General features: G+C 66.7%; 23 protein-coding genes. 15 read left to right on the top strand and 8 right to left on the bottom strand.

The genetic code is table 11. The features are described from left to right. Positions 1-123 precede the first annotated feature (123 nt). Positions 124-1,092: a thioredoxin-disulfide reductase gene (gene trxB, locus C8J44_RS03340; protein WP_056048273.1), complete on the top strand. Its 969-nt coding sequence runs from the start codon at positions 124-126 to the stop codon at positions 1,090-1,092. A 109-nt stretch (positions 1,093-1,201) separates the two neighbouring features. Here trxB and C8J44_RS03335 read toward each other — a convergent pair whose 3' ends face one another. Genes C8J44_RS03335 through C8J44_RS03325 form a run of 3 tightly spaced genes read right to left on the bottom strand, consistent with a single transcriptional unit; the run spans position 1,202 to position 2,933 of the window. Further along, the gene (locus C8J44_RS03335; protein ID WP_121903336.1) at positions 1,202-1,978 is read right to left on the bottom strand and encodes a hydrolase 1, exosortase A system-associated; all 777 of its coding nucleotides are present in this window, start codon (positions 1,976-1,978) and stop codon (positions 1,202-1,204) included. Continuing rightward, positions 1,966-2,643 carry a hypothetical protein gene (locus tag C8J44_RS03330; RefSeq protein ID WP_121903817.1) on the bottom strand — a complete coding sequence of 226 codons (678 nt, stop codon included), beginning with the start codon at positions 2,641-2,643 and terminating at the stop codon, positions 1,966-1,968. Before C8J44_RS03330 ends, C8J44_RS03335 begins: the two co-directional genes overlap by 13 nt. A gap of 11 nt (positions 2,644-2,654) precedes the next feature. Continuing rightward, a complete protein-coding gene (locus tag C8J44_RS03325; RefSeq protein ID WP_183128688.1) occupies positions 2,655-2,933 on the bottom strand; it encodes an acyl carrier protein in 279 nt (92 codons plus the stop codon). Between the two features lie 93 nt (positions 2,934-3,026). Here C8J44_RS03325 and C8J44_RS03320 point away from each other — a divergent pair, with 93 nt between their 5' ends. The 12 genes from C8J44_RS03320 (at position 3,027) to C8J44_RS03265 (ending at position 18,677) form a co-directional block, all read left to right on the top strand. Beyond that, a complete protein-coding gene (locus tag C8J44_RS03320; protein ID WP_183128687.1) occupies positions 3,027-4,667 on the top strand; it encodes an acyl-CoA ligase (AMP-forming), exosortase A system-associated in 1,641 nt (546 codons plus the stop codon). Beyond that, positions 4,664-5,890 carry a pyridoxal-dependent decarboxylase, exosortase A system-associated gene (locus C8J44_RS03315; RefSeq protein WP_121903335.1) on the top strand — a complete coding sequence of 409 codons (1,227 nt, stop codon included), beginning with the start codon at positions 4,664-4,666 and terminating at the stop codon, positions 5,888-5,890. The genes C8J44_RS03320 and C8J44_RS03315 overlap by 4 nt, the downstream gene beginning before the upstream one ends. A gap of 139 nt (positions 5,891-6,029) precedes the next feature. Further along, positions 6,030-6,674 carry an XrtA/PEP-CTERM system exopolysaccharide export protein gene (locus C8J44_RS03310; protein ID WP_060524577.1) on the top strand — a complete coding sequence of 215 codons (645 nt, stop codon included), beginning with the start codon at positions 6,030-6,032 and terminating at the stop codon, positions 6,672-6,674. Between the two features lie 11 nt (positions 6,675-6,685). After that, positions 6,686-8,209: an XrtA system polysaccharide chain length determinant gene (locus C8J44_RS03305; protein WP_121903334.1), complete on the top strand. Its 1,524-nt coding sequence runs from the start codon at positions 6,686-6,688 to the stop codon at positions 8,207-8,209. Between the two features lie 6 nt (positions 8,210-8,215). Continuing rightward, positions 8,216-9,256 carry an AAA family ATPase gene (locus tag C8J44_RS03300; protein ID WP_121903333.1) on the top strand — a complete coding sequence of 347 codons (1,041 nt, stop codon included), beginning with the start codon at positions 8,216-8,218 and terminating at the stop codon, positions 9,254-9,256. Then, positions 9,253-10,965, top strand: a complete 1,713-nt coding sequence (locus C8J44_RS03295) for a hypothetical protein (RefSeq protein ID WP_121903332.1) — start codon at positions 9,253-9,255, stop codon at positions 10,963-10,965. Before C8J44_RS03300 ends, C8J44_RS03295 begins: the two co-directional genes overlap by 4 nt. 13 nt (positions 10,966-10,978) lie before the next feature. Then, positions 10,979-12,055, top strand: coding sequence for an ExeA family protein (locus C8J44_RS03290; protein ID WP_121903331.1), 1,077 nt, complete (start codon positions 10,979-10,981; stop codon positions 12,053-12,055). Continuing rightward, positions 12,045-12,932, top strand: coding sequence for an XrtA system polysaccharide deacetylase (locus tag C8J44_RS03285; protein WP_259466739.1), 888 nt, complete (start codon positions 12,045-12,047; stop codon positions 12,930-12,932). The genes C8J44_RS03290 and C8J44_RS03285 overlap by 11 nt, the downstream gene beginning before the upstream one ends. After that, positions 12,929-13,969: a FemAB family XrtA/PEP-CTERM system-associated protein gene (locus C8J44_RS03280; RefSeq protein WP_121903330.1), complete on the top strand. Its 1,041-nt coding sequence runs from the start codon at positions 12,929-12,931 to the stop codon at positions 13,967-13,969. Before C8J44_RS03285 ends, C8J44_RS03280 begins: the two co-directional genes overlap by 4 nt. Then, complete coding sequence (locus C8J44_RS18675; RefSeq protein ID WP_259466684.1) at positions 13,966-15,291, top strand: glycosyltransferase; 1,326 nt, start codon at positions 13,966-13,968, stop codon at positions 15,289-15,291. The genes C8J44_RS03280 and C8J44_RS18675 overlap by 4 nt, the downstream gene beginning before the upstream one ends. Further along, complete coding sequence (gene xrtA / locus C8J44_RS03270; RefSeq protein WP_121903329.1) at positions 15,288-16,790, top strand: exosortase A; 1,503 nt, start codon at positions 15,288-15,290, stop codon at positions 16,788-16,790. The genes C8J44_RS18675 and xrtA overlap by 4 nt, the downstream gene beginning before the upstream one ends. Continuing rightward, a complete protein-coding gene (locus C8J44_RS03265) occupies positions 16,791-18,677 on the top strand; it encodes an XrtA/PEP-CTERM system amidotransferase (protein WP_121903328.1) in 1,887 nt (628 codons plus the stop codon). A gap of 3 nt (positions 18,678-18,680) precedes the next feature. On the opposite strand, the gene C8J44_RS03260 is transcribed toward C8J44_RS03265, so the two are convergent. The 5 genes from C8J44_RS03260 to C8J44_RS03240 all read right to left on the bottom strand — a co-directional run bounded on the left by C8J44_RS03260 (position 18,681) and on the right by C8J44_RS03240 (position 23,100). Continuing rightward, positions 18,681-18,875 (bottom strand): hypothetical protein, encoded by a 195-nt coding sequence (locus C8J44_RS03260; protein WP_056048318.1) that lies wholly within the window; start codon positions 18,873-18,875, stop codon positions 18,681-18,683. 65 nt (positions 18,876-18,940) lie between these two features. After that, a complete protein-coding gene (locus C8J44_RS03255; RefSeq protein WP_121903327.1) occupies positions 18,941-19,945 on the bottom strand; it encodes an alpha/beta hydrolase in 1,005 nt (334 codons plus the stop codon). Positions 19,946-20,030: 85 nt separating this feature from the next. Beyond that, positions 20,031-20,456, bottom strand: a complete 426-nt coding sequence (locus C8J44_RS03250) for an MAPEG family protein (RefSeq protein ID WP_121903326.1) — start codon at positions 20,454-20,456, stop codon at positions 20,031-20,033. 198 nt (positions 20,457-20,654) lie between these two features. Continuing rightward, positions 20,655-21,716 carry a 1,9-bis(guanidino)-5-aza-nonane synthase gene (locus C8J44_RS03245; RefSeq protein ID WP_056048328.1) on the bottom strand — a complete coding sequence of 354 codons (1,062 nt, stop codon included), beginning with the start codon at positions 21,714-21,716 and terminating at the stop codon, positions 20,655-20,657. 148 nt (positions 21,717-21,864) lie between these two features. Next, entirely contained in the window at positions 21,865-23,100 is a 1,236-nt protein-coding gene (locus C8J44_RS03240; protein WP_121903325.1) for a type III PLP-dependent enzyme, read from the bottom strand. 137 nt (positions 23,101-23,237) lie between these two features. Here C8J44_RS03240 and C8J44_RS03235 point away from each other — a divergent pair, with 137 nt between their 5' ends. Beyond that, on the top strand, positions 23,238-24,200 hold the full coding sequence (locus tag C8J44_RS03235) for a threonine/serine dehydratase (RefSeq protein ID WP_183128686.1): 963 nt from the start codon (positions 23,238-23,240) through the stop codon (positions 24,198-24,200). Next, the gene (locus C8J44_RS03230) at positions 24,197-24,376 is read left to right on the top strand and encodes a hypothetical protein (protein WP_121903323.1); all 180 of its coding nucleotides are present in this window, start codon (positions 24,197-24,199) and stop codon (positions 24,374-24,376) included. The genes C8J44_RS03235 and C8J44_RS03230 overlap by 4 nt, the downstream gene beginning before the upstream one ends. Positions 24,377-24,460 lie beyond the last annotated feature (84 nt).

The raw sequence follows: 24,460 nt of genomic DNA, 5'->3' as shown, positions 1-24,460 counted from the left end.
CATCTCCGCTTTTGTCGTCCAACGCAGTGGCAAAGCTTTCGATGCAGGCGGCACAGATTTACCGGCGGTTCAAATCCGGACGCGCATCCCCTAGATGCAGTCTCGAATCTCCAAGGAACTCCGATGACGACGCACACGACCCGCATGCTTATCCTCGGCTCGGGCCCCGCCGGGCTCTCCGCCGCGATCTATGGCGCGCGTGCCGGGATGGCGCCGATCGTCGTGCAGGGTATCCAGCCCGGCGGCCAGCTGACCACGACCACCGACGTCGAGAATTATCCTGGCTTCAAGGACGTGATCCAGGGGCCGTGGCTGATGGAGCAGATGCAGGCACAGGCCGAGCATGTCGGCACGCGGATGATGTGGGATACGATCGTGCAGGTCGACCTGACCAGCCGCCCGTTCCGCCTGATCGGCGACAGCGGCGACGTGTATGAGGGCGACACGCTGGTGATCGCGACCGGCGCGCAGGCCAAGTGGCTCGGGATCGACAGCGAGGAGCCGATGAAGGGCAAGGGCGTCAGCGCCTGCGCGACCTGCGACGGGTTCTTCTACCGCGGCAAGAAGGTCGCCGTGATCGGTGGCGGCAACACCGCGGTCGAGGAGGCGCTGTACCTGACCAACCATTCGCCCGACGTGACGCTGATCCACCGCCGCGACTCGCTGCGCTCGGAGAAGATCCTCCAGGAACGCCTGTTCGCACACAAGGGCGTGACGGTGCTCTGGAACAAGGAGGTTCGCGAGTTCGTCGACGGCGGCGGCAATGCGGGTTTGGTCGCGCTGGAGCTCGAGGACACGGTGACCGGCGAGCGCTCGCGGCTCGCGGTCGATGGCGGGTTCGTGGCGATCGGGCATCACCCGGCGACGGAGTTGTTCCGCGGCCACATCGATCTCGATTCGGACGGGTATATCTCGGTCGAAACCGGTTCGACCCGGACCAGCGTCGAGGGCGTGTTCGCGTGTGGCGATGTCGCCGACAAGGTGTACCGTCAGGCGGTGACGGCGGCGGGCACGGGCTGCATGGCGGCGCTGGATGCCGAGCGGTTCCTCGCGGCGGCCGAGTTTGCGGAGCTGGCCGAAGCCGCGGAATAACGCCCGCGTCTTTCGTCATCGTCATCGTCATCCTGACGAAAGTCAGGATCCAGGTTTCCAAACGATAGCGGTTATGGCTCTGGTCGTGCGTTTATCAGGACCTGACCAGCTACTCCTGCGCCATCCCGTCGACGATCGCGGCGTGGAGCGCTGCGGCGTTCTCCGTCCCGGCAAAGCTATGTGACGTCGTGTCGAACCGCTTCACTTGCGCGCCACCGCGATACCGTGCGGCAAAAGCGATCGCGGTCGCGTCGCCCGTCGCAAGGACGATGGCGGCGTCGTCGTGCCAGCCGTCAAGCGCGGTCAAGACGTTGGTCGCTAGTGAAGTACGCTCTTCAGTCTTGGCGGCAAAAACCCTTTTCAAGCCTCTGAGAAGCTTGGCAAAGCTGACCTGCCCTTTGAGCGCGCGTCGCCAGGTTACGGGGTCGCGCAGCGCGCTGTGATAGCGGGCCTGTATCGCGGCGGCGGGGGGGAGGTCGTCGATCGGTTGCACGACCCAGGGGTTTGCGACGATGATCCGGTCGATTCCCGCCGATCGTCCGAACAGCGCGAGCGTGCTGGCCGCGTCGCAATTGCCGAAACCGACCAACCGGCTGACCGTCGGTGCCGCGCGACGGAACGCAGCGGCTGCTGCGATCAGGTCAGGTTCGGCGCTGAGGAAGCCGTTATTGTCGCCCGTCGAATCGCCCACGCCGCGGCGGTCGTAACGGAACACGGGTATGCCAGCGGCGGCCAGTCGATGGGCCAGCATCGCCATCCCGCGATGTGCGCCGCTCCGGACTTCATTGCCGCCGGACACAATGAGGAGTCCTGTAGACCCCTCTGCCTCGTCCAGCGTTGCTGCAAGGCTTTTGCCTTCGCAAGCGAACGCGATCAGCTTTCGCACGATGCGATCCAGTGTGAGATGTCGTCTGCAAGTATCTGAGCCAGCGCGGTATCGTTGTCCGGCTCTGACCGACGCCACAGGGGTGAGGCAGCATATTTCACGTCTGCTTCGCGCGGGTCGGATTCGAGCCTGACACCTCGCAGGGGACCCGTTCCAGCGACGGGTATGGCGTCGCGGAGGTCGGCCAGCATTTCGCGGGACAGCGTGTTGCCGGCATATTCGGTTTCGTCGGCTCGAGCGGAGCGGGAGGCCATTCGTGCGCGGTCCAGTTCACGCAACAGGTCTTCGCCCGTTTTCGGAGATAGCTGCCATCGTCCGGCGAGGGCCGCGTCGGTATCTAAGAGCGCGCCGCTTCTTATCGAAATGCCGTAAGTGTTCCGGCCAAGTTGCTGAGCCATCTCGGTATAGGCTGTCCGCTGGTCGCGGAGTCGCGCTTCGCCGGTGACGACGATGCTCTCGCCGGTGCCGGGGAGATCGGGGAGCACGCTGCCGATCCCAAGAACTGCGAGTGCGCGCAAAATCGTGACGAGGAACTGGCGGGTGCGGTTCGCTTCCTCGAACAGCGGGAGGGCGGCGATGACGATCGGGCCGGCATCGGGGCCGAACCGAAGCATCGCTTCGCGGCCGCCGCTCCAGTCATAGGTATCGAAGCGGATGCCGGTCATCCCGGCCAAGGCTAGACCAGTGCCTTGCTCGCGGCAAACTGGACGAGTGCGCCGAACGTCTCGAGCATCTCGCCGTCGATCTCGTCGTCCTCGATCAGGATGCCGAGGCGGTCCTCGAGTTCGGTCAGCACGCTTGCCACCGCCATCGAATCGAGTTCGGGCAATGCGCCGAACAGCGGTGTGTCGGGCGTGAACGCGGCGACGCGGTCGGCGCTGAGACCGAGGATATCGGCCAGGACGGCGCGTACCGTCGTTTCGACTTGGGAAGTGCCTTCGAAGATCACGAGCATCGCCTGAACGGTTACGGACCCAGTCCCGCTAGCGTGTGAGGGTGAATTCGGCAACGGGTTCGCGCTAAGGGGGCTTGTCGCTATTAGGGGCACATGATCGCGCTCGACCCCAAGCCATACCCTATCGACCACATCGCGCTGCGGAGTGCGCCCGACGCCGTTGCGCTGGTCGACAAGGCGGGCGTCATGACGTTTGCCGAGCTTGAGGCCGGCGTCCGGACCCTGGCGGGTTGGCTTGATGGCCGGGGGCTGTCGGCGGGTGATCGGGTTGCGACATGGCTGCCCAAGACGCGCGTCGCGTGCCTCATGCCGCTGGCGGTGGCGCGGGCGGGATTGGTGCATGTGCCGGTCAATCCGCTGCTGCGGCGGGCGCAGGTCGCGCATATCCTTGGGGATAGCGGGGCACGGTTGCTGGTGACGCAGGGTGCACGAGCTGGGACCTTGGACGATGGTGACGTGCCGGAGGGGTGCGCGATCGTGGACGAGACGGACCTTCTCCTGTTTCCTCGCGAACGCGGGGGGCCAGAATTGCAGAGCACAGCGCCCGTGATTGCCGGGTCCCCGCCTTCGCGGGGGAACACTCATGTGATGGGGCCATCCAATGCCAACCCCGACGCGCTAGCCGCGATCCTCTACACATCCGGCTCTACCGGCCGGCCGAAGGGGGTGATGCTCAGCCATACGAACCTGTGGCTCGGGGCGATCTCGGTTGCGCATTTTTTGAAACTGGAGCCTCACGACCGGGTGCTGGGGGTGCTGCCGTTGTCGTTCGACTACGGCCAGAACCAGCTATTCTCGACCTGGATCGCAGGCGCATCGGTGGCGCCGCTCGACTATCTGGTCGCACGTGACGTGGTAAAGGCGGTCGAGCGGGTCGGGGCGACGACGCTGGCGGGCGTGCCGCCCTTGTGGGTGCAGCTGCTGGAGGCGGAATGGCCCGCGGAGACTGCGGCGCGGTTAAGGCGGCTGACCAATTCGGGCGGTGCGCTGACGCCGCGGCTCGTACGCGGGCTTCGGGAGCGGTTTCCGGCGGCGGACGTGTATGCGATGTACGGGCTGACCGAGGCGTTCCGGTCGACCTATCTCGATCCGGCGCTGATTGACTCGAAGCCCGATGCGATGGGGCGGGCGATCCCGTTTGCCGAGGTTTCGGTGGTGAAGCCCGACGGCACGCGCGCTGCACCGGGTGAGGCGGGGGAACTCGTGCATGCCGGGCCGCTTGTGGCGCAAGGCTATTGGCAGGATGCGGAGCGGACGGCGCAGCGGTTTCGGCCGGCCCCCGATGGCAACGGCATGGCGGTCTGGTCGGGAGATACCGTTGTCGAGGGCGAGGACGGCTTGTTCCGGTTCGTCGGTCGCGACGACGAGATGATCAAGAGCGCGGGGAACCGGATCAGTCCGCTCGAGGTCGAGGAGGCCGTGCTGACGGGGGGAGAGGCGCGCGAAGCTGTGGCAGTCGGCGTTGCGGACGAGCGATTGGGGCAGGCGATCGTGGTGATGCTGTCTGGGGACGCGAGCGAGGAGCCGGCGTTGCGGGCGCGGTTGCGGACGGCATTGCCGAGCTTCATGCAGCCGGGTGCCTATCTGTGGCGCGACGAATTGCCGCGCAATGCCAATGGGAAGCTGGACAGGTCTGGCATTGCGTCGGAGGTAAAAGGTTGTTCTCCCGCGAAGGCGGGAGTCCAGTCTGGGCCCCCGCCTCCGCGGGGGAACATGGAAGGGAGCGCGTCATGAAACCGATGGGTGCTCTTCCTCGTGAGTTTGTTGTGCAGTCGGGCGCGCTAACGATCAGCGGTCGGACTGCCGATGGTTGGGCTGTAGAGGCCGGCGACACGCCGCTGTTCGTCTACGACATGGCGATCGTTGCTGCCCGCATCGCACGGTTCCGCGCGGCGATGCCGGCGATCGATCTGCATTACGCCATCAAGGCCAATCCGCACGCCGACCTGCTGACCGCCATCGCGCCGCTGGTAGACGGGCTCGACGTCGCTTCCTCGGGCGAACTCGCGAAGGCCATGATCGTCAAACCGGCCGCCTCGATCAGTTTCGCCGGCCCCGGCAAGCGTGACGACGAACTCGCCATCGCTATCTCCGCCGGCGCCACGCTCAACGTCGAATCGGAAGGGGAGGCGGCGCGGGCGTTCGCGATCGGCGATCGCCTCGGGCAAACACCGCGCATGGCGGTCCGCGTAAACCCCGACATCGAACTCCGCGGCTCGGGCATGCGGATGGGCGGGCGGGCATCGCCGTTCGGGGTCGATGCGGTGCGGGCGGCCGCGCTCGTGCAGGCGATCGTCGCGGCCGGCGCGGACTGGCGCGGCTTTCATATTTACGCCGGCAGCCAGGCGCTGGATCCTGCCGCGATTGCCGAAACCCAGGCCGCGACGATCGCGCTCGCTGCCAGGCTGAGCGACGAGGTGGGCGTCGCGCCCCCGCTGGTCAACCTCGGCGGCGGTTTCGGCGTGCCCTATTTCGCCGGCGATGTAGCGCTGAACGTCGAGCGTGTCGGCGATGCACTGGCCGAAGCGCTTGCATCCCGTCCCGCAATTCTCGCTAAAACGCGGTTCGCGATCGAACTCGGTCGCTGGCTCGTCGCCGAAGCCGGTGTCTATCTGACCCGCATCATCGACATAAAGCAAAGCCAGGGCGAGACCTTCGTCATCGTCGACGGCGGCCTCAACCACCAGCTCGCCGCCAGCGGCAATTTCGGCACCGTCGTCCGCCGCAACTATCCGATCGCGGTCGCCGCCCGTATGGGCCACGCGCCCACCGAAACCGTTTCCGTCGTCGGCCCCTTGTGCACGCCGCTCGACCGGCTCGGCGACAAGGTCGCGCTGCCTCCCGTCGATGTCGGCGATCTGATCGCGATCTTCATGGCCGGAGCCTATGGTGCGAGCGCCAGCCCGGCGGCGTTTCTCGGGCATCCACCCGCCACCGAGATCGTATCTGTGCTATAGCGACGCGGTGCTGACCTATCGGAGCATGGTTACGGGGCGCTCCTAACGCTATCTTCACCTGTTCCCTCCATAGCGAAGGCCGAGTTTAGCCGACTGTCGGGCTGCCGATGGGCGGTGTGACACCAGGAGAAAATTGCCAATGCGTTCCGGATCCGTTTCGAAATCCCTGCTGACCCTTGGCGTGGCCGCGACCACGCTCGGTGCCTGCACGAGCACCGGCGGTCGTCCCGAACTGCCGCCTGCCGCCTATGTTGCGAACAAGGAGCTGCCTGGCGAGCAATACGTCATCGGCCCGCTTGATCAGCTCAACATCTTCGTCTGGCGCAATCCCGAATTGTCGTCGAAGGTCCAGGTGCGTCCCGACGGCCGGATCACGACGCCGTTGATCAACGACATGCCCGCGGTCGGCAAGACCCCGGCGATGCTGAGCGACGACATCAAGAAGGCGCTCGCGGCCTATATCAAGGATCCGATCGTCTCGGTGATCGTCGAGAATTTCAGCGGCACCTACAGCCAGCAGGTCCGCATCGTCGGCGCGACCGAGAAGCCCGCCTCGATCCCCTATCGCGCGAACATGACCTTGCTCGACGCGATGATCGCGGTCGGCGGTCTCAGCCAATATGCCGCGGGCAACAAGGCACGGCTGGTCCGCTACGACCGCGCGACCGGCAAGCAGACCGAATACGGGCTGCAGATCGGCAATCTGCTCAAGAAGGGCGATTCCTCGGCGAACGTCCGGCTCGAGCCGGGCGACGTGATCATCATCCCCGAATCGATGTTCTGAGGCACGCCCAGATGAACGGGATCTACGACGAGGTGCGCATCGCGCTCCACACGATCTGGACGCGGCGCTGGCTGGCGCTCGGCGTGGCGTGGGGCGTGTGCGTGCTCGGCTGGCTGGTCGTCTCGCAGATCCCGAGCCGATATGAGTCGACCGCGCGCGTGTTCGTCCAGATGCAGACGATCCTGCCCGCCGGGATGGACGGCGTGCCGCAGAGCGTGCCGATGAGCGTCGATGCGATCCGCACCACGCTGACCTCCGCGGTGACGCTCGAAAAGGTCGTGCGCGGCACCGATCTGGCGGCAACCGTGTCGAGCGACCGCGACGTCGCCGACCGCGTGTCGAGCCTCGCACAGAATATCAAGATCGTCTCGCAACAGGATAACCTGTTTCAGATTACCGCCACCGCCTCCAATCCCAAGCTTGCGCGACAGGTCACGCAGAAGCTGATCGACCTGTTCGTCGAGCAGAATCTGGCGGGTGATCGGTCGAAGACCACGCAGAGCCTGACCTTCCTCGACCAGCAGCTCGCGGCACGGCAGAAGCAGCTCTCGGACGCCGAGGGCAAGCGCGCCGATTTCCAGAACCGCTATCTCGGCGCGTTGCCGGGGACCGGGTCGATCAGCGACCGGATCGGTGCGGCGCGGTCGCAGATGTCGCAGGTCGATGGCGATCTGGCGGCGGCGCAGTCGAGCCTTGCCGCAGTGCAGGGCCAGATGGCGGGAACCCCCGCGACCGTCGCGGGCGTCGGCGGTGTCGCCGGCGCGGCGGGTCCGGCCCGCGCGCGTTTGCAGGCGATCCAGGGCCAGCTCGCCGATGCGCGCGCGCGCGGCTATACCGAGAACCATCCCGACGTGGTGGCGCTGAAGAGCCAGCTTTCCGCGGCGACCGCTGCGGCGCGGAGCGAGCCGCTGTCCGGTGGCAGCGCCAATGGCAGCGCGCAAAATCCGCTCTACGCCTCGCTCCAGTCGATGGTAGCGGACCGTCAGGCGACCGTTGCGTCGCTGCGGATGCGGAAGAGCCAGTTGCAGGGCGATCTCGACATGCTCAACTCGAAGCTCGCGGGCGATCCCGAGGTCGCCGCCGAACAGGGTTCGATCGATCGCGACTACCAGGTGCTCAAGGACCAGTACGACACGTTGCTGACGCAGCGCGAGCAGACCGCGCTCATGGGGCAGGCGCAGTCGCAGAGCGATCACGTGAAGTTCAGCGTCATCGATCCGCCGACCATGCCGCGGACGCCGAGCGCGCCCAACCGGATGCTCCTGCTGTCGGGGGTGCTGGTCGCTGGACTCGCGGCGGGGATCGGCGCAGCGTTTGCGATGGGGCAGTTGCGGACGACGTTCGCGACCACGACGCGGCTCGAAAAGGCAGCGGGGATGCCGGTGATCGGGTCGATCGGCGAAGTCGTGACGCGGGTCCAGTCGGACCAGCGGCGCGCGAAGTTGAAGATGTTCCTGGGGGGCACCGCCGCTCTGGGCGCGGCCTATGTCCTGCTGCTGGGGGTCGAGATCCTGCAGCGCGGACTGGCGGCATAAAGGGGGATGACCGTGACGAAACCTGATCGCGAACCCTCGCTGCTCGAACGCGCAGCCAAGGTCTACGACTTCAACGCGCATCTGCGCGCGCGAAGCGCTCCGCCCGCGCCGGTCGACGATCTGCGGCCTGCGGACATTCCTGCCGTCGACGATGTCTCGACCGGGGCACCGGACCGCATTCCGACCCACGGTCCTGCCTTCGACGCCATGTTCGAGGACGCCAGCTTCCTGGCGATCCCCGAAGAACTGCGCGCGCCGATTGGCAGCGAACTGTCCGACGAATTCTACCTGCCGCCGGACGAGTCCGACGATACCGCGCGGATCGACCGCGGCATGCTGGCGGCGAACGGCATGATCGTGCCCGGCGCGCCGGTCGGCCCGCTCGCCGAAGAGTTTCGCCTGATCAAGCGGCAATTGCTGATCGCCAGCGCACGGATCGCGGAAAGTGACAGCCCCGAAAAGGCGCGCATGATCCTGGTCTGCTCGGCACGGCCCGAGGACGGCAAGACCTTCTGCGCGATCAACCTTGCGCTCTCGATCGCCGCCGAGCGCGACACCGAAGTGCTGCTCGTCGATGCCGACGTCGCCAAGCCCGATGTCGCTAACCAGCTCGGGCTCAGCGCTGGGGCCGGGCTGCTCGATGCGCTCGCGGATTCGGCGATCGACGTCGAGGATCTCGTGATCCGGACCGACGTGGCGCACCTCTCGGTGCTGCCTGCGGGAACCAAGACCGCGATGGACACCGAGTTGCTCGCCAGTGCGCGGACCAGAACCGTGATCGCGCGACTGCTCGCGGCCAGCCCCCGGCGCATCATAATATTCGATTCGCCCCCGGCGCTCGCCGCGTCGCCCGCGTCGGTGCTGGCGATGCGCGTCGGCCAGGTGATGCTCGTCGTCCGCGCCGATCGCACGCCCGAAAGCGAACTCCGCGCCGCGGTCAACCTCCTCGACGGATGCGAGCACATCCAGCTCGTCCTGAACGCGGTGTCCTTCGTCCAGGGCGGCGCGCGGTTCGGCAGTTATTACGGCCATGAGGTGTCGCAGTGAGCCGGCACGTGTTCCGGATACTCGCGCTGACGGGCACAACGCTGACGTTCAGCGCGCCGGCGGCGGCCCAGGCTGTGCAGTCTGGGCAGGCTGCACCGACCGACCAACCCGCGCAACTGGAGCAGACCGCGCAGTCCGGCCAGACCCAACGACGCGTGTCGGTCAGGCCCTATATCGAGGCGAGCCAGATCTTCGACGCCGACCTCAATGGCGGCGACGTGCTCACCTACACCAGCCTTGCCGCCGGCGTGGATGCGGCGATCGCGACGCAGCGCGTGTCGGGGCAGGTCAGCTACCGCTACGAACACCGGTTCGCCTGGAACAAGAACGCCGTCGACAACGACATTCACTCGGGGCTCGCGCGCGTCGATGCCCGCGTCACACCGAACCTGACGCTCGAGGCAGGCGGCATCGCCACGCGGACCCGCTCCGATATCCGCGGCGCCGCACCGGGCTTGCTGGTCGGCAATGTCGACAACGTGTCGCAGCTCTACTCGGTCTATGCCGGACCGAGCCTCACCACGCGCGCCGGACCAGTCACGTTCGATGCGAATTATCGCCTCGGCTATACCAAGGTCGAGACCCCCACCTTCGGCGGATCGGCCCTCGCGGGCCAGCGGCTGGATTATTACGACGATTCGATCGGCAACACCGTGACCGCGCGCGCCTCGACCGCGCCGGGCAGCGTGGCGCCGTTCGGCATCACCGTAAGCGGTGCCTACGACCGCGAAACGGCCAGCCAGCTCAAGCAGCGGTACGAGGGCTATTACGGCCGCGGCGATATCCTCCAGCCGATCTCGCCCTATGTCGCGCTGACCGCGGGCGTCGGCTACGAGAAGATCGAGACCAGCCAGAAGGATGCGCTGGTCGATGCCGCCGGTGCGCCGGTGCTCGACAGGGATGGCCGGTTCGTCACCAACGACGCGTCGCCGCGGCGGATCGCGTATCGCACCGACGGGCTGTATTACGATGCGGGCGTGATCTGGCGACCCAACCGCCGGACCTCGGTCGAGGGGCATCTCGGCAAGCGCTATGGATCGCTCAGCTTCACCGGCACCGCGACGTACCAGGCGTCGAAGTCGGTTGGCATGGCGGTCAACGTCTATGACGGCATCCAGACCTTCGGCCGCCAGCTTCGCACCGGTCTCGGCAATCTGCCGACCAGTTTCATCTCGGGCGGACAGCAGGGCTTCGGCCAGCAGTTCAACGGTTGCGTGTTCGGCACCAGCGGCGCGCAACCGGGCGGTTGCCTCGACAACGTGTTCCAGTCGATCTCGACCGCGAGCTACCGCGCACGCGGGGTCGACGGCGTGATCGTCGCCACCCGTGGTCGTTCGACCTGGGGCGGCGGCGTGGGCTACACCAATCGCCGTCTCTATGCGCCCGACGGCGCGCCGGGGCTGGTCGTGACCGGGCTCGAGGATCAAAGCTATTATGCGCAACTCTTCTACGCGCGGTCGCTCAGCCAGGTCTCGGGGATCAACGCGGACCTGTTCGCGAACTATTACGAGCCGGGCGTCGCCAATGTCCCGCTGGAAGCCATCTCCGGCGAGGACAGCGTCTGGTCGTACGGCGCGACCGGCACCTATTATCGATATTTCGGGCGACTTGGCACCACCGCGTCGCTCGGACTTTACAGCTTCAAGGTCGGCGATCTCGACAGCGACTGGTCGGCGCAGGCGCTGATCGGTGCGCGGTACCAGTTCTGAAGGCGAGTAAGATATGTACGACGAGCATTATGGTCTGACGGGTCGGCCGTTCCAGCTGACCCCCGATCCCAAATTCTGGTTCGAGACCGCGACGCACCGCAAGGCGATGGCGTATCTCGGCTATGGTCTGGCGCAGGGCGAGGGCTTTATCGTCATCACCGGCGATATCGGCGCGGGCAAGACGACGCTGGTCGGCCATCTCATGGATACGATCGATCACCAGCGGTTGAACGCGATCCGGCTCGTCTCCACCGCGATCGAGGCGGACGATCTGCTGCGGATCGTCGCCACCGAACTGAAGGTCGATCCCGCCCGGCTGACCAAGGCCGAGCTGCTCACCGCGATCGAGCGCGGGCTGCACGCGGTCGCGCGGACCGGCAAGCGGACGCTGCTGATCGTCGACGAGGCGCAGGCGCTACCGATCTCCGCGCTCGAAGAATTGCGGATGCTGTCCAACTTCCAGGCCGGCGGGCACGCGCTGCTCCAGATCGTCCTCCTCGGCCAGCCCGAGTTTCGTGATCGGCTGCACGGATCGGACCGGCTCGAACAGCTCCGCCAGCGCGTGATTGCGATCCACCATCTCGATCCGATGGAGGCTGACGAAGTGTCGGAATATCTGGCGCACCGTCTGTCGGTGGTCGGCTGGACCGGTAATCCCGACTTCGCGGACGATGCGTTCGCCGCCTTCTACGCCGGCTCGGCTGGCGTGCCGCGTCGCCTTAACATGCTCGCCGGCAGGGTGATGCTGCATGCCGCCATCGAGGACCTGACGGTTATCGACGCTGCCGTCGTGCGCGCGGTCCAGCGCGATCTCGAGGGCGACCTGCCGACGATCGCGACCGACACCAAGGGCGCGCGTGCAACGGAAGGCGCGACCGATCGTCAGGCCGCGCCCGCCGCTGTCCCTACCTCGGCGCCCCTCGATCCGGCGATCGTCGATCGGATCGCCGATCTAGAGGCGCGCGTCGAATTGCAGGACGAGGCGCTGCGCCGTGTGCTGACTTTGCTCGTCGATTGGGTCGAGAGCGACACTGATAAGCCTGACTATTCGCCGATCCGCGGCGTTGCTGCTTGGCATGATGCGGCCTGACGTGACGGCGCAGAAACCTACCGTTCTCAATGGCCCCATTCTCAATGGCATGTCGGTCGATGTCGAGGACTGGTTCCAGGTGGGTGCATTCGAGACCGTGATCGACAAGGCGGACTGGGATTCGCTGCTGCCACGCGTCGAGGCGAACACTGACGCGGTCCTCGCGCTGTTTGCCGAGCGCGATACCAAGGCGACCTTCTTCACGCTCGGCTGGGTCGCGCACCGCTATCCCGCGCTGGTCCGGCGGATCGTCGAGGCGGGGCATGAGATCGCCAGCCACGGCTGGGATCACCAGCGCGTCTTCACGATGACGCCGGAGGTGTTCCGCGCCGATCTGGCGCGTGCGCGCAAGGCGATCGAGGATGCGGCGGGCACCAACGTCACCGGTTACCGCGCGCCGAGCTTCTCGATCGATCAGCGTACGCCCTGGGCGCATGTCGAACTGGCCGCGGCGGGCTATACCTATTCCTCGAGCGTCGCGCCGGTGAAGCACGATCATTACGGCTGGCTCGACGCGCCGCGCTACGGGTTCAAGCCGCTAGCCGACAGCGCGCTGATCGAGGTACCGGTGACGGTCGCCAAACTCGGCGAGCGCAAGCTGGCCACGGGCGGCGGGTTCTTCCGCCTGCTCCCCGCGGCAATCACCGATTTCGCGGTACGTCAGGTCAATCGCGAAGACCGGCCTGCAATGTTCTACTTCCATCCCTGGGAGATTGATCCGTCGCAACCACGCGTTGCCGCGGCACCGCTGCGCTCGAAGATCCGGCATTATTCGCGATTGGGCGCGATGGCGGGCAAGTTGCGCGGGCTGCTCGGGCGCCACGCCTGGGGCCGCGTCGATACGGTCGTCGCGCGCGAAGCGGCCCGACTGGCGTGACCGCGCCGATGCCCGTCGGCGTGCGCGAAGCGGACCTTCGCGATCCGGCGGAATGCGCGCGGATCGCTGCCTTCGTCGCGACGACCGACGGCGCCACGCCGTTCCATCTGCCGGCGTGGAGCCAAGCGGTCCAGGACGGCTGCGGCCAGCGCGCGCGGTATCTGATCGCCGAGACCACTGGCGGCGCGATCGACGGTGTCCTGCCACTGACCGAAATGCGCTCGCCGCTGTTCGGGCGCGCGCTGGTGTCGACCGGGTTCGGCGTCGATGGCGGCGTGCTCGGTGATGCGGTCGAGCCGCTCGCGGCGGGGGCGTGGAACCTCGCGCTGCGGACCGGCTGTCCGTCGGTCGAACTGCGCGGCGGCCGGGCGCCTGAGGGTTGGGTGAGCGATGATACCAGCTATCTCGGCTTCGCGCGCGATCTGGCCGTGGACGACGACGCCGAACTGCTCGCGATCCCGCGGAAACAGCGCGCTGAAGTCCGTCGGTCGCTCGGGTTCGATCTGGAGATCGTGACGGGCAACGACCGCAAACTGCTCGCAGAGCATTATCATGTTTACGCGGAGTCGGTCCGCAATCTCGGCACGCCGGTCTTTCCCGCCAAACTTTTCCGTAGCGTCGTGAATACTATGGATGCCGATGTTCTGACCGTCCGGCATGAGGGCAGGGCGGTGGCGAGCGTCCTCAGCCTGTATCATGACGGCATCGTCTATCCCTATTGGGGCGGCGGCACCGACGCTGCGCGGGGCCTTCGTGCAAACGACCGGATGTATTTCGCGCTGATGGGACACGCGCGCGCGCGGGGATGCACGCGGTTCGATTTCGGGCGGTCGAAGACCGGCACCGGGGCGGCGGCGTTCAAGAAGAACTGGGGGTTCGTGCCGGAGCCGCGGCTGTATGCCAAGCGAAGCAACGGACCGGCGCGCGAGGTCAATCCGCTCAACCCCAAATATGCGCTGATGGTGCGGACGTGGAAGCGGTTGCCGCTGTGGGCTGCCAACGCCGCCGGACCGTGGATCTCCCGAGGTCTGGGGTGAGCTTGCTGTTCCTGGCGCACCGCGTGCCATTTCCGCCCGACCGCGGCGACAAGATCCGCAGCTTTCACATCCTCCAGTATCTGGCGAAGCGCACGCGCGTCCATCTGGTCGCGTTTGCGGACGACGCGGCGGACGTCGATCCGCCGGCGGCGTTCACCGACATGCTGGCGAGCTGCACGATCGTGCGGCGCACCAAGTCGCAAAAGCGGGCGGCGGTCGAGGCGTTGGCGACCGGCAGACCGGTATCGCTGACCGCGTTTGCCAGCCCGGCGATACAGGCGGCGGTGGATCGCGTGATGCCTAACGTCAGCGGTGTCTACTGCTTCTCGGGCCAGATGGCGCAGTATCTGCCGGTCGACGCGCCGTCGGTCGTGATGGATTTCGTCGACGTCGATTCCGCCAAGTTCGCCGGGTTCGCCGAAAACTCCCGCGGGCCGATGCGCTGGATGATGCGGCGTGAGGCTCGGCTCTTGGGGGCGTTCGAACGCGAGGTTGCGGGGCGGGTCTCGGCGAGCCTGTTCGTCAGCACCGCCGAAGCCGCGATGTTTCGCGACGGCGGCGCGACCGGGCGTGTGCTCGCAGTCGAGAACGGCATCGACTCGGTAAAGTTCGATCCGGCCGCGCAGTTCGCCAAGTCGGGCACGGGCCTCACCCTGCGCGACGGCCTCCACCCCGGCGAAGGCCGGGGCCCAGTTGGAAAGGTCGCAGTAATTGCGGACAACCCATTATCATCAACGGCCCCCAACTGGGCCCCGGCCTCCGCCGGGGGGGTAGTTAGCAGCGCGACGGATAGCGAGAGGCGCGCAGAAACGATGATCGTCTTCACCGGGCAGATGGACTACCGCCCCAACATCGACGCGGTCACGTGGTTCGCGCGCGACATCCTGCCGCTCGTCCGCCAGCACACTCCCGCGCGTTTCGCCATCGTCGGCCGCGCGCCGACGTCCGCGGTGCAGGCGCGCGCCAGTGACCACGTCACCGTCACCGGCGAAGTCGACGACGTCCGCGGCTGGCTCGCTGCCGCCGACGTCTGCGTCGCGCCGCTGAAACTCGCGCGCGGGATCCAGAACAAGGTGCTCGAGGCGATGGCGATGGCGCGTCCAGTCGTCGCCTCCACCGCCGCGGCCGAAGGGATCGACCACGCCGGCACGATCCGCGTCGCCGAAACCGCGCGCGACTTCGCGGACCAGGTAGTAGCACTTCTCGAAGCCCCCGAAACCGCCGCCGAACTCGGCACCGCGGCGCGCGCGCAGGTGATTGAACGCTATGGCTGGGACGCACGCCTCGCGCCGCTCGACGCATTGCTCGACCTCGAAGCATGACCCATTGGCGCCGTCACGGTATCGCGCTCGCGCTGGTGGCGGCGATCATCCTGCTGATCTTCCGCAGCGACGTCCGCGATCTCGCGCGGATCTGGTGGACCAGCACGACCTTCGGGCATTGCCTCTTCATCGGCCCGGTGATCGCGTGGCTGGTATGGCAGCGCCGCATCGAGCTGGCGCAGCTCGTGCCGACCGGCTGGTGGCCGGGTCTCGCGCTGATCGCGATCGGCGGGGTCGGCTGGCTGATGGGCGACGCCGCGTCGGTCGGTTTCGCGCGCCAGCTAGGGCTGGTGATGATGCTGCAAGGCGCCGTATTGACGATCCTCGGCCCCAATGTCGCGCGCGGACTGCTGTTCCCCTTGTGCTACGCGTTCTTCCTCGTGCCGTTCGGCGAAGGTCTCGAGCCGCCACTCCAGACCGTGACGGTCGCGATCGTCATGCCGTTGCTGCACCTGGTCGGCGTGCCCGCGGAGGTCGACGGCGTGCTGATCCACGCCGGCCGCTATTATTTCGAGGTGGCGGAAGCGTGCTCGGGCGCCAAGTTCGTCATCGCGATGGTCGCGTTCGGCGTGCTCGTCGCCAATCTGTGCTTCGTCTCCGGCCGACGCCGCGCGATCTTCCTGGTCGTCTCGGTAGTTGTGCCGGTGATCGCGAATGGGTTCCGCGCGTTCGGGACGATCTGGGCGGCCGATCTGACCTCGGTCGATGCGGCGACCGGGATCGATCACATCATCTACGGCTGGGTGTTCTTTGGCGTGGTGATGGCGGGCGTGCTGGCGATCGGCTGGCGGTGGTTCGACCGCGCACCCGATGATCCCGCGTTCGACCCCGCCACGCTCCAGGCGCCGCCCCGCCATCGGACCGGCGCGGTGCTCGCCGCCTCTTTCGCGGTGGCGACCGTCGCGGTGTTTCCCGCCTGGAGCGCGGCGGTCGCCGGACGGGCACAGCGATTGCCCGCGCATATCGACCTGCCCGAGATCGCCGGCTGGCACCGCGTGCCGGTCAGCGCGCGCGCGCCGTGGATGCCCTATTATCCCGGCGCGGACCATTATCTGTTCGGTCGCTATGCCGATGCCTCGGGCGCGACCGTCGACATGAGCATCGCGGTGTTCGGCAGCCAGCACGAGGGCAAGGAACTGATCGCGTTCGGCACGGGCGTGCTGCGCGAGGAGGACCGCTGGGTGCGCGTCGCCGATCTTCCCAACATCGCCGACGCGAGCGGCGCGGGCGGCAGCGTCATGCGAATCACCGCGCCCGGCCCCGTGGAGCGGATCGTCGCGACGTGGTACCGGGTGGGCGATGCAACCACCCATGACGAGACGCTGGTGAAGATCGAGACGATGAAGGCGCGGCTGCTCGGCGGTCGGCAACGCGCAGTGGCGATCCACCTGTCGACCGAGGGCGCCGATCCGCGCCCGATCGCGCTCTTCCTCTCGGCGCTCGGGCCAGTCGACCGGATCGCCGATCGCGCCGCGGGCCAAATCGCGGGGACACGCTAGATGTGCGGCATCGCCGGGATCTTCCATCCGGGTACGCCCAAGCCGGTCGAGCCCAATCGCGTCCTCGCGATGATCGCCGCGCAGGCGCATCGTGGCCCCGATGGCGATGGGATCTGGACCGCGCCGGGGGTCGGCCTCGGCCATCGTCGCCTGTCGATCATCGATCTCGAGGGCTCGCCGCAGCCGATGTCGGACGGGCCGCTGACGATCACGTATAATGGCGAGATCTACAACTTCGCCGACCTCCGCGCCGAACTGACCGCCAAGGGCGCGATCTTCCGCACCGAAGGCGACACCGAAGTCCTGCTCCACGGTTGGCGCGCCTGGGGCCCGTCGATGCTCGACCGGCTCAACGGCATGTTCGCCTTCGCGATCCACGATTCGCAAGCGCACACGTTGTTCCTCGCGCGCGACCGGATGGGGGTGAAGCCGCTCCACTATGTCGAGCTCGCGGACGGGTCGCTCGCCTTCGCGTCCGAACTGAAGGGCCTGCTGGCGCATCCGCAACTGCGCCGCGTGCCCGATCTGGGCGCGGTCGAGGACTATCTGGCGTTCGGTTACGTGCCAGATGACGCATGTATCGTCGCCGGGGTGAAGAAGCTCGCGGCCGGCCATTTCCTGTGGATCGAGCGCGGACGTCCGGTGCCGCAACCGCGCAAATGGTGGGACATCGACTTCTCCAATCGCGCGACCGGCTCGGCCAAGGCGCTCGGCGAGGAACTGGTCGACCGGATGCGCGTCGGAGTCCGCTCGCGGATGGTTGCCGACGTCCCGCTCGGCGCGTTCCTGTCGGGCGGCGTCGATAGTTCAGCGGTGGTCGCGTTGATGGCGGAGGCGAGCCCGAAGGCCGTCCGCACCTGCACGATCGGGTTCGACGAAGCGGGGCATGACGAGCGCGCGTTCGCCGACACGGTCGCGCGTCGTTTCGCCACCGACCACCGCGAGCGGGTCGTCGCGTCGGGCGATTTCGGCCTGATCGACACGCTCGTCGCAAGCTTCGACGAGCCCTTTGCCGACGCCTCCGCGCTCGCGACCTATCAGGTATGCGCCCTGGCACGCGAAAGCGTCACCGTGGCCTTGTCCGGCGACGGCGCGGACGAAGCGCTCGCTGGCTATCGTCGGTATAAATTCCAGGCGGCGGAAGAGCGCGTTCGTGGCCTGCTCCCGGCGCATCTTCGTACCGAGGTCTTCGGAACGCTGGGCCGGTTCTATCCAAAGGCCGACTGGGCGCCGCGTCCGTTGCGCGCCAAGTCGACGCTGCTCGCGCTCGCGCAAGGCGGTGGCGAGGCCTATGCGCGATCGGTCGGCGTGACTGGACCTGAGCTTCGCGCGCAGCTGTTCACTGGCAGTGCCCGCGCGCAGCTTGGTGGCTATCGTGCCGAGGATCGCTACGTTGCGACGATGGCGAATGCCCCGGCGCGCGATGCGATCGACCGCGCGCAATATGCCGATATCAAGCACTGGCTGCCCGGCGATATCCTCACCAAGGTCGATCGCACGAGCATGGCGGTCGGGCTGGAGGCGCGCGAGCCGCTGCTCGATCACCGCCTGATCGAATTCTGCGCGACCTTGCCGGCGAACATGCGGCTCCGTCGCGGCGAGGGCAAATGGCTGTTGAAGAAGGCGATGGAGCCGTATCTCCCGCGCGAAATCCTCTATCGTCAGAAGATGGGGTTCGTCACGCCGATCAGCGCGTGGTTCAGGGGCGCGTTGGCGGGCGAGGCGGTCGCGCTCGCCAAGTCGCGAACGCTGGGCGAAACCGGGTGGTTAGACATGGCGACGATCGCGCGGATCGCCGACGAACACCGGGCGGGGCGGGCCGAGCACGGCCGCACGCTATGGCAGTTCGTGATGCTCGAACGCTCGATGAAACGGGTGTTCGGCTAGGTCTCAATGCGGCTGCATGGGCTCGACGCTGGTCCTTGCGCGCGCGATCAAGGCCTCCAGCGCGGCATCGTCGAGCCGACCCGCGGTTCGCAGCGCCGCCTCGGGGGTCATCGCGATCACCGCGCCGCCGGGGCCATCGATGATGACCTCGCCCTCCTCGTGAAAAACGTCGCGGGGCTGGTCGTGCGGCTGGGTCATCGTGGCTCTCCCGGTATCGTAGGGTAACGCGGGACCCTGCGACTTGCTCCCTAGACGCGGCGACGCTAGCCCGCGACGAGTTCGCCCATCCAGCGATCGAACAATTGCGGCCACAAGGATCCCGGCGAACGCGGCGACAGGCGCGTTCCGAAACCGTGTCCACCATGCTGGAGGAAGTGTGCCTCCGCCGGGATGAGGGCGCGGCGCGCGGCGGCGAGCGTGTCGACGCTGTTGGCAACGGGCACGGTGTTATCGTCTTCGGCGTGGACGAGGAACAGCGGCGGATCGCCGGCCTTCAACTGGCGGTCGACCGCGTAGCGCGCCTGCACCGCGGGCAGCGGGTCGGGGCCGAGCAGGTTGGCGCGGGACCCGCCGTGGCTGCGGCCGGGATCCATGTTGGAGACCGCGTACATCAAGCCAGCCCAGGCGGGGCGTGCCGAATGGCGATCGATGGCGTCTATCGGGCGGTAGGCCTTGAAGTCGTGCAGCACCGCGACCGATCCGGCGAGGTGGCCACCGGCGGAAAAGCCGAGCACGCCAAGCTTCTCCGCCCTGATCCCGTAAGTGCGCGCGTTGGCGCGGATCAGCCGCATCGCCCGCTGTGCGTCGGCAAGCGGGACATCGGCGCGGTCGGCCCAGCCTTCGCCGGGCAGGCGGTAGCTCAACACGAATGCGGTGATCCCGAAGCCGTTCAGCACGCGCGCGACGTCGATGCCCTCGTTGCGGAGCGAGGTGATCGAATAGCCGCCGCCGGGGACGATCAGCACCGCGCGGCCGTCGGGCCGGGCTGGCCGGAATACGCCGACCTCGGGCCGCACCACGCCGCGCATCTGGAAGTCGCGATAGCCGTCCGGGTAGCGCGGCATGCGCGGCTGCGGGATCGGCAGCGGGTTCGGCGCGCCTGCCGGGATAGCTGGCCATAGCGCGAACCGCTCTGCGGGCGGCCACATCGGCATGTCCGTCGCGCGCGGCTGAGCGGCGGTGAACTGTGCGCCGCTTCGCGCGAATGCGGGAAGTGCCAGCCCGGCGGCGAGGGGGAGGGTGAGCAAAGAACGGCGATCGAAGGTCATGGCGAAATCCTAGACGATCGGACTGCGTTCGGGGAGAGGCCGGCGCCGCGATCGGCGATTATTCGCATGCGGTGTCGGGCGCCTCTCAAAACACGGCGAGCGCGGCATGCAACGTGAGCGTAACGAGCATCAGGCTCGACAGCATGAAGAAGAGAAAGCGGGCGCGGACGCGGTTGTTGGTTGCCTGAACGAGGCTGTGCGCGATCCGCAATCCGACATACCCCCAGGCGAGCCAGGCGTTGACGCCGTCGCCCGTGCCGCTCAGCGCGAGCACGGCGCAGACCGCGTAGAACAGCGTCGGCTGTTCCATCAGGTGGTTGTGATTGTGCGCCTTCCACTGAATGTGAGGCGGCAGCGCGCGGTCGGCATCCGCCGCCTTGGTGCCGACGAGCGTCCGCATGTCGACCCCGGCCGCTTTCATCGCCGGCAACCTTGTCGCGAGCGTCCAGCCCAGCATCACGAGCGTCCACGCGATGAGCACGACCATCGGTCGCAGGATCTCGCTATGCATGAAAAAGCCTCCCCCGGTTATCCGGAGGAGGCTGCCTCAATTGCCCGACAGGAGCAACGGTATCTCTGATCCTCCCCCGCCAGGGGGAGGTGTCGCGAAGCGACGGAGGGGGAGGCGGCGATAACGTCGGTTCCGCATCCTCCCCCTCCGTCAGGCAAGCGCCTGCCACCTCCCCCTGGCGGGGGAGGATCGTAAGATTCAGGCCTTATCGAAGCTCGCGCCCCACTTGCGGACCGGACGGTCCTTCCAGAGGCCACGATGATATGCATCCGACGCCAGCAGCGGCATGACCGAACCGGCCTCTGCAAACACCATCTGCTCGATCCCGGTGTTCACCTTGCCCCACGAAGCCGCTTCCTGCAGCGTCGAGGACGAGCACGCACCGTCACGCACGTCGGCAACCGTGATCTGCACCGCGTACTTGTGAACCTGGACGTCGTCGTGACCGAGGATCTCGGCGCAGACGACGGTGTCCTGGATGAAGTTCTTCGGCACGCCGCCGCCGATCATCAGCAGCCCCGTGGTGCCGGCCTTGATCTTGATCTCGGTGAGCTCGCGGAAATCGGCGATCGCGTCGAGGACCATGTACGGCTTGCCCGCCTTCACCGCGTCGACCTGGTGCTTGACCAGACCGAAGCCTGCCGACGAATCGACGAATGCCGGGCAGAAGATCGGCACGTCATGCTCATAGGCGAGCTTGACGAGGCTATTCTCCTTCTTGCCGTGCTCGACGAGATACTTGCCCATCTCGCGGATGAACTCGCGGCTCGAATAGGCGCGTGGCTCTAGCGTCTCGGCGATCTCGAAGATCGTGTGGTCGACGTGCTGGAGCTCTTCCTCGTCGATGTAGGTGTCGTAGATCCGGTCGATCATCAGCGAGCGCAGCACGTCGTCGTGCGGTACTTCGAGCGCCTGATAATGCTTGTGGCCGAGGCCCTCGAAGAAATCCATGTCGACGATCGTCGCGCCGGTCGCGACGATGCCGTCGATCATGTTGTTGCGCAGCAACTCGGCATACAGGTCCATGCAACCGCCGGCGCTCGTCGAGCCTGCGATCACGAGGAAGATCGTGCAGTCCTTGTCGGCGAGCATCTGGTTGTAGATATCGGTCGCACGGCCGAGATCGCGGCTGGTGAACGACATCTTCTTCATCGCGTCGACGATCGGCCGCGCGTCGAAGCTGGTGATGTCGATATGCTCGACGGTGGTCGAGAGGAGTTCCGCTTTGCGCTGCGCGTCGATGCGGGTGTCTTCGGTCATAACATTCTCCATAAAGCCCCCTTCCGCTTGCGGGAGGGGTTAGGGGAGGGACTGAAATATCCGCGAACGCCACGCTCGCGGACAAGCCCTCCCCCGACCCCTCCCGTAAACGGGAGGGGAGGAAGAAGGGCGCGGTACTAAAGCTTGGTTACAGCTTGACGACGTTCGACGCGAGGTCCTGGAAGCGTTCGTCATACAACGAGACCATCGGCTCGTCGGTGACGATCACCGTCTCGTCCGATCCGAACCCGTTGAACGCGGTCCGCATCGCCGAGCCATAGGCGCCGAGCATGCCGATCTCGATGTAATCACCGGCCTGCGTGTCCGCGGGCAGCATGAACGGGCCGACCATATAGTCCATGTCGTCGCACGTCGGACCATAGAAGCTGAACTCCATGTCCTTCGCGCGACTGTCCGGCTCGCGGAGCAGCTCGGTCGGGAAACGCCAGCCGATATGCGCCGCATCGAACAGCGCGCCATACGCGCCGTCGTTGATGTACAGCTCGGTCCCGCGACGCTTCTCGACGCGCACGATGATCGACGAATATTCCGCGCACAGCGCCCGGCCCGGCTCGCACCACAGCTCGGACGAATAGCTGACGGGCAGCGATTCGAACGCACGGTGGATCGTCTCGAAGAAATGCTCGAGCGGCGGGGGCTCCATGCCGGGATACGACGACGGGAAGCCGCCGCCGACGTCGATGACGTCGACCGTGACCGCCGCGTCGACGATCGCCGCACGGACGCGCTCCATCGCGTTCGAATAGGCCTCCGGGGTCATCGCCTGCGAGCCGACATGGAAGCAGATGCCGAGTGCATCCGCTGCCTGGCGGGCCGCGAACAGCAATTCCTTGGCTTCGTGCGGGGCGGCACCGAACTTCGACGCGAGGCTCAGCTTCGAATGCTCCGACGATACGCGCAGACGCACGCAGAGCGTCAGGTCGGTGGCATCGCGAGTGGCGCGAACGACCTTGTCCAGCTCTTCCAGGCTGTCCAGGCTGAAGGTGCGGACGCCGTGCGTGAAATACGCCTCGGCGATCGCTTCCTCGGCTTTCACGGGGTGCATGAAGCACAGCGTAGCCTCGGGCAGCGTCCGCGCGACCAGGCGCACTTCGGCGATCGACGCCACGTCGTAATGCGTGATGCCATTGTCCCACAGGATCTGCAGGAGTTCGGGAGACGGGTTCGCCTTCACCGCATACATCGAGCGGCCCGGGAACTTCTCGACGAAGAACCTAGCGGCGCGCGCAGCAGCGTGCGGACGAACGAGCGTTACCGGATTGACCGGACGCCCTTTAGCGATGTCGATGCCGCTCCCGATGCGGGAGGTGTCGGCGGTCGAATGGGCTTTCGCTAACCCCAGCGCGATATGATGCTTGACCAATTCAAGGGACCTCCAATGTCCTGAGACAAATTACAAAAACACTGCCTTGCGGTTGGAAGTCCCATGGGGCAGCGGAAGCGCGATCTAGGGTTACGCGTCCCCCATGTAAATAGCGTTTGGCGGATAGGAGACGGTGTGTGACGATTTTGCGACAACCGACGCGGGCGGGTGTGCGGGATGCCGCGGAAAAGATCGCCCGCATCCTCCCGCCGACGCCATTGTTCGTCAGCGAAATCAAGGGCGTACCGGTCGCTTTCAAGGCCGAGTCGTTGCAACCAATCGGCGCGTTCAAGATTCGCGGCGCGTGGCATCGGCTCACCGCCTTGGACGAGGCGACGCGACAAAAAGGCGTCGTCGCATTCTCCTCGGGCAATCACGCGCAGGGCGTGGCGTGGGCAGCGAAACGGCTAGGCATCGCGGCGACGATCGTGATGCCGTCAGACGCACCGCGGTTGAAGCGCGAATCGACGTTGGCGCTGGGCGCGGAGGTTGTCACCTACGACCGCGCCACCGAAAGCCGCGAGACGATCGCCGCTGGGCTGGCCGAAGCGCGCGGCGCAACGCTGGTGCCGAGCTTCGACGACCCGTGGATCATCGAGGGGCAGGGGAGCACAGGCATCGAGGCAGCCACGCAGATGGCGGGATTAGGGATGGGCGTGCCAAGTCGCGTCGTGATACCGTGCGGCGGTGGCGGACTGTCGGCCGGCATCGCGCTGGCGTTGAAGGACAGCGCGATCACCGTCGTCGAGCCCGAAGGCTGGGACGACATGCGCCGCTCCTTGGAGGCATCGTGGATCGAATCCGTCGGCTCCAACCCGCCGCCGACCGCCTGCGACTCGCTCCAGACCTTGCGCGTGTCACCGCTGACGTTCGATGTGCTCTCCCGCCGAGATGCCACCGGCGTCGCCGTCAGCGAACCGGAAATCGCTGCGGCACAGCGCTGGGCGGCAGAGAAACTGCGCTTGGTGATCGAACCCGGCGGCGCTGTCGGCCTCGCCGCGGTCCTTTCCGGCAAGGTGAAGCTCGAACCCGGCCTGCTAGTCATCCTGTCCGGCGGCAACGTCGACCTTGCCGCCTATGCAAAGGCGATGGCAGCATGAACGCCGCACTGACGTCGATCGCCGCAGCGGCGCCGGCGATTGCGATGCTGGGGATGTTCGCCTGCCTGATCGGCGGCGTGGTGCTGATCGCGAAGAGACGCGACCGCAAGAAGGGCGTGCTGATGTTAGTGATGGCCGCGGTTTTGCTAGCCAACGTAGCGATCTGGACGCTCTAACCTCCCTCGCCCCTGCGGGGAGAGGGAAGGCGCCCGCCGCACTTGCGGTGGGAAGGGAGAGGGGAGTTGGAGAGCGCCAGCCCA

This window comes from Sphingomonas sp. PP-CE-3A-406, assembly GCF_003688625.1.
In the GTDB taxonomy this organism is placed as follows: domain Bacteria; phylum Pseudomonadota; class Alphaproteobacteria; order Sphingomonadales; family Sphingomonadaceae; genus Sphingomonas.
The sequence above is the reverse complement of the archived record's forward strand: the minus strand, read 5'-3'. Positions and strand labels throughout refer to the sequence as shown.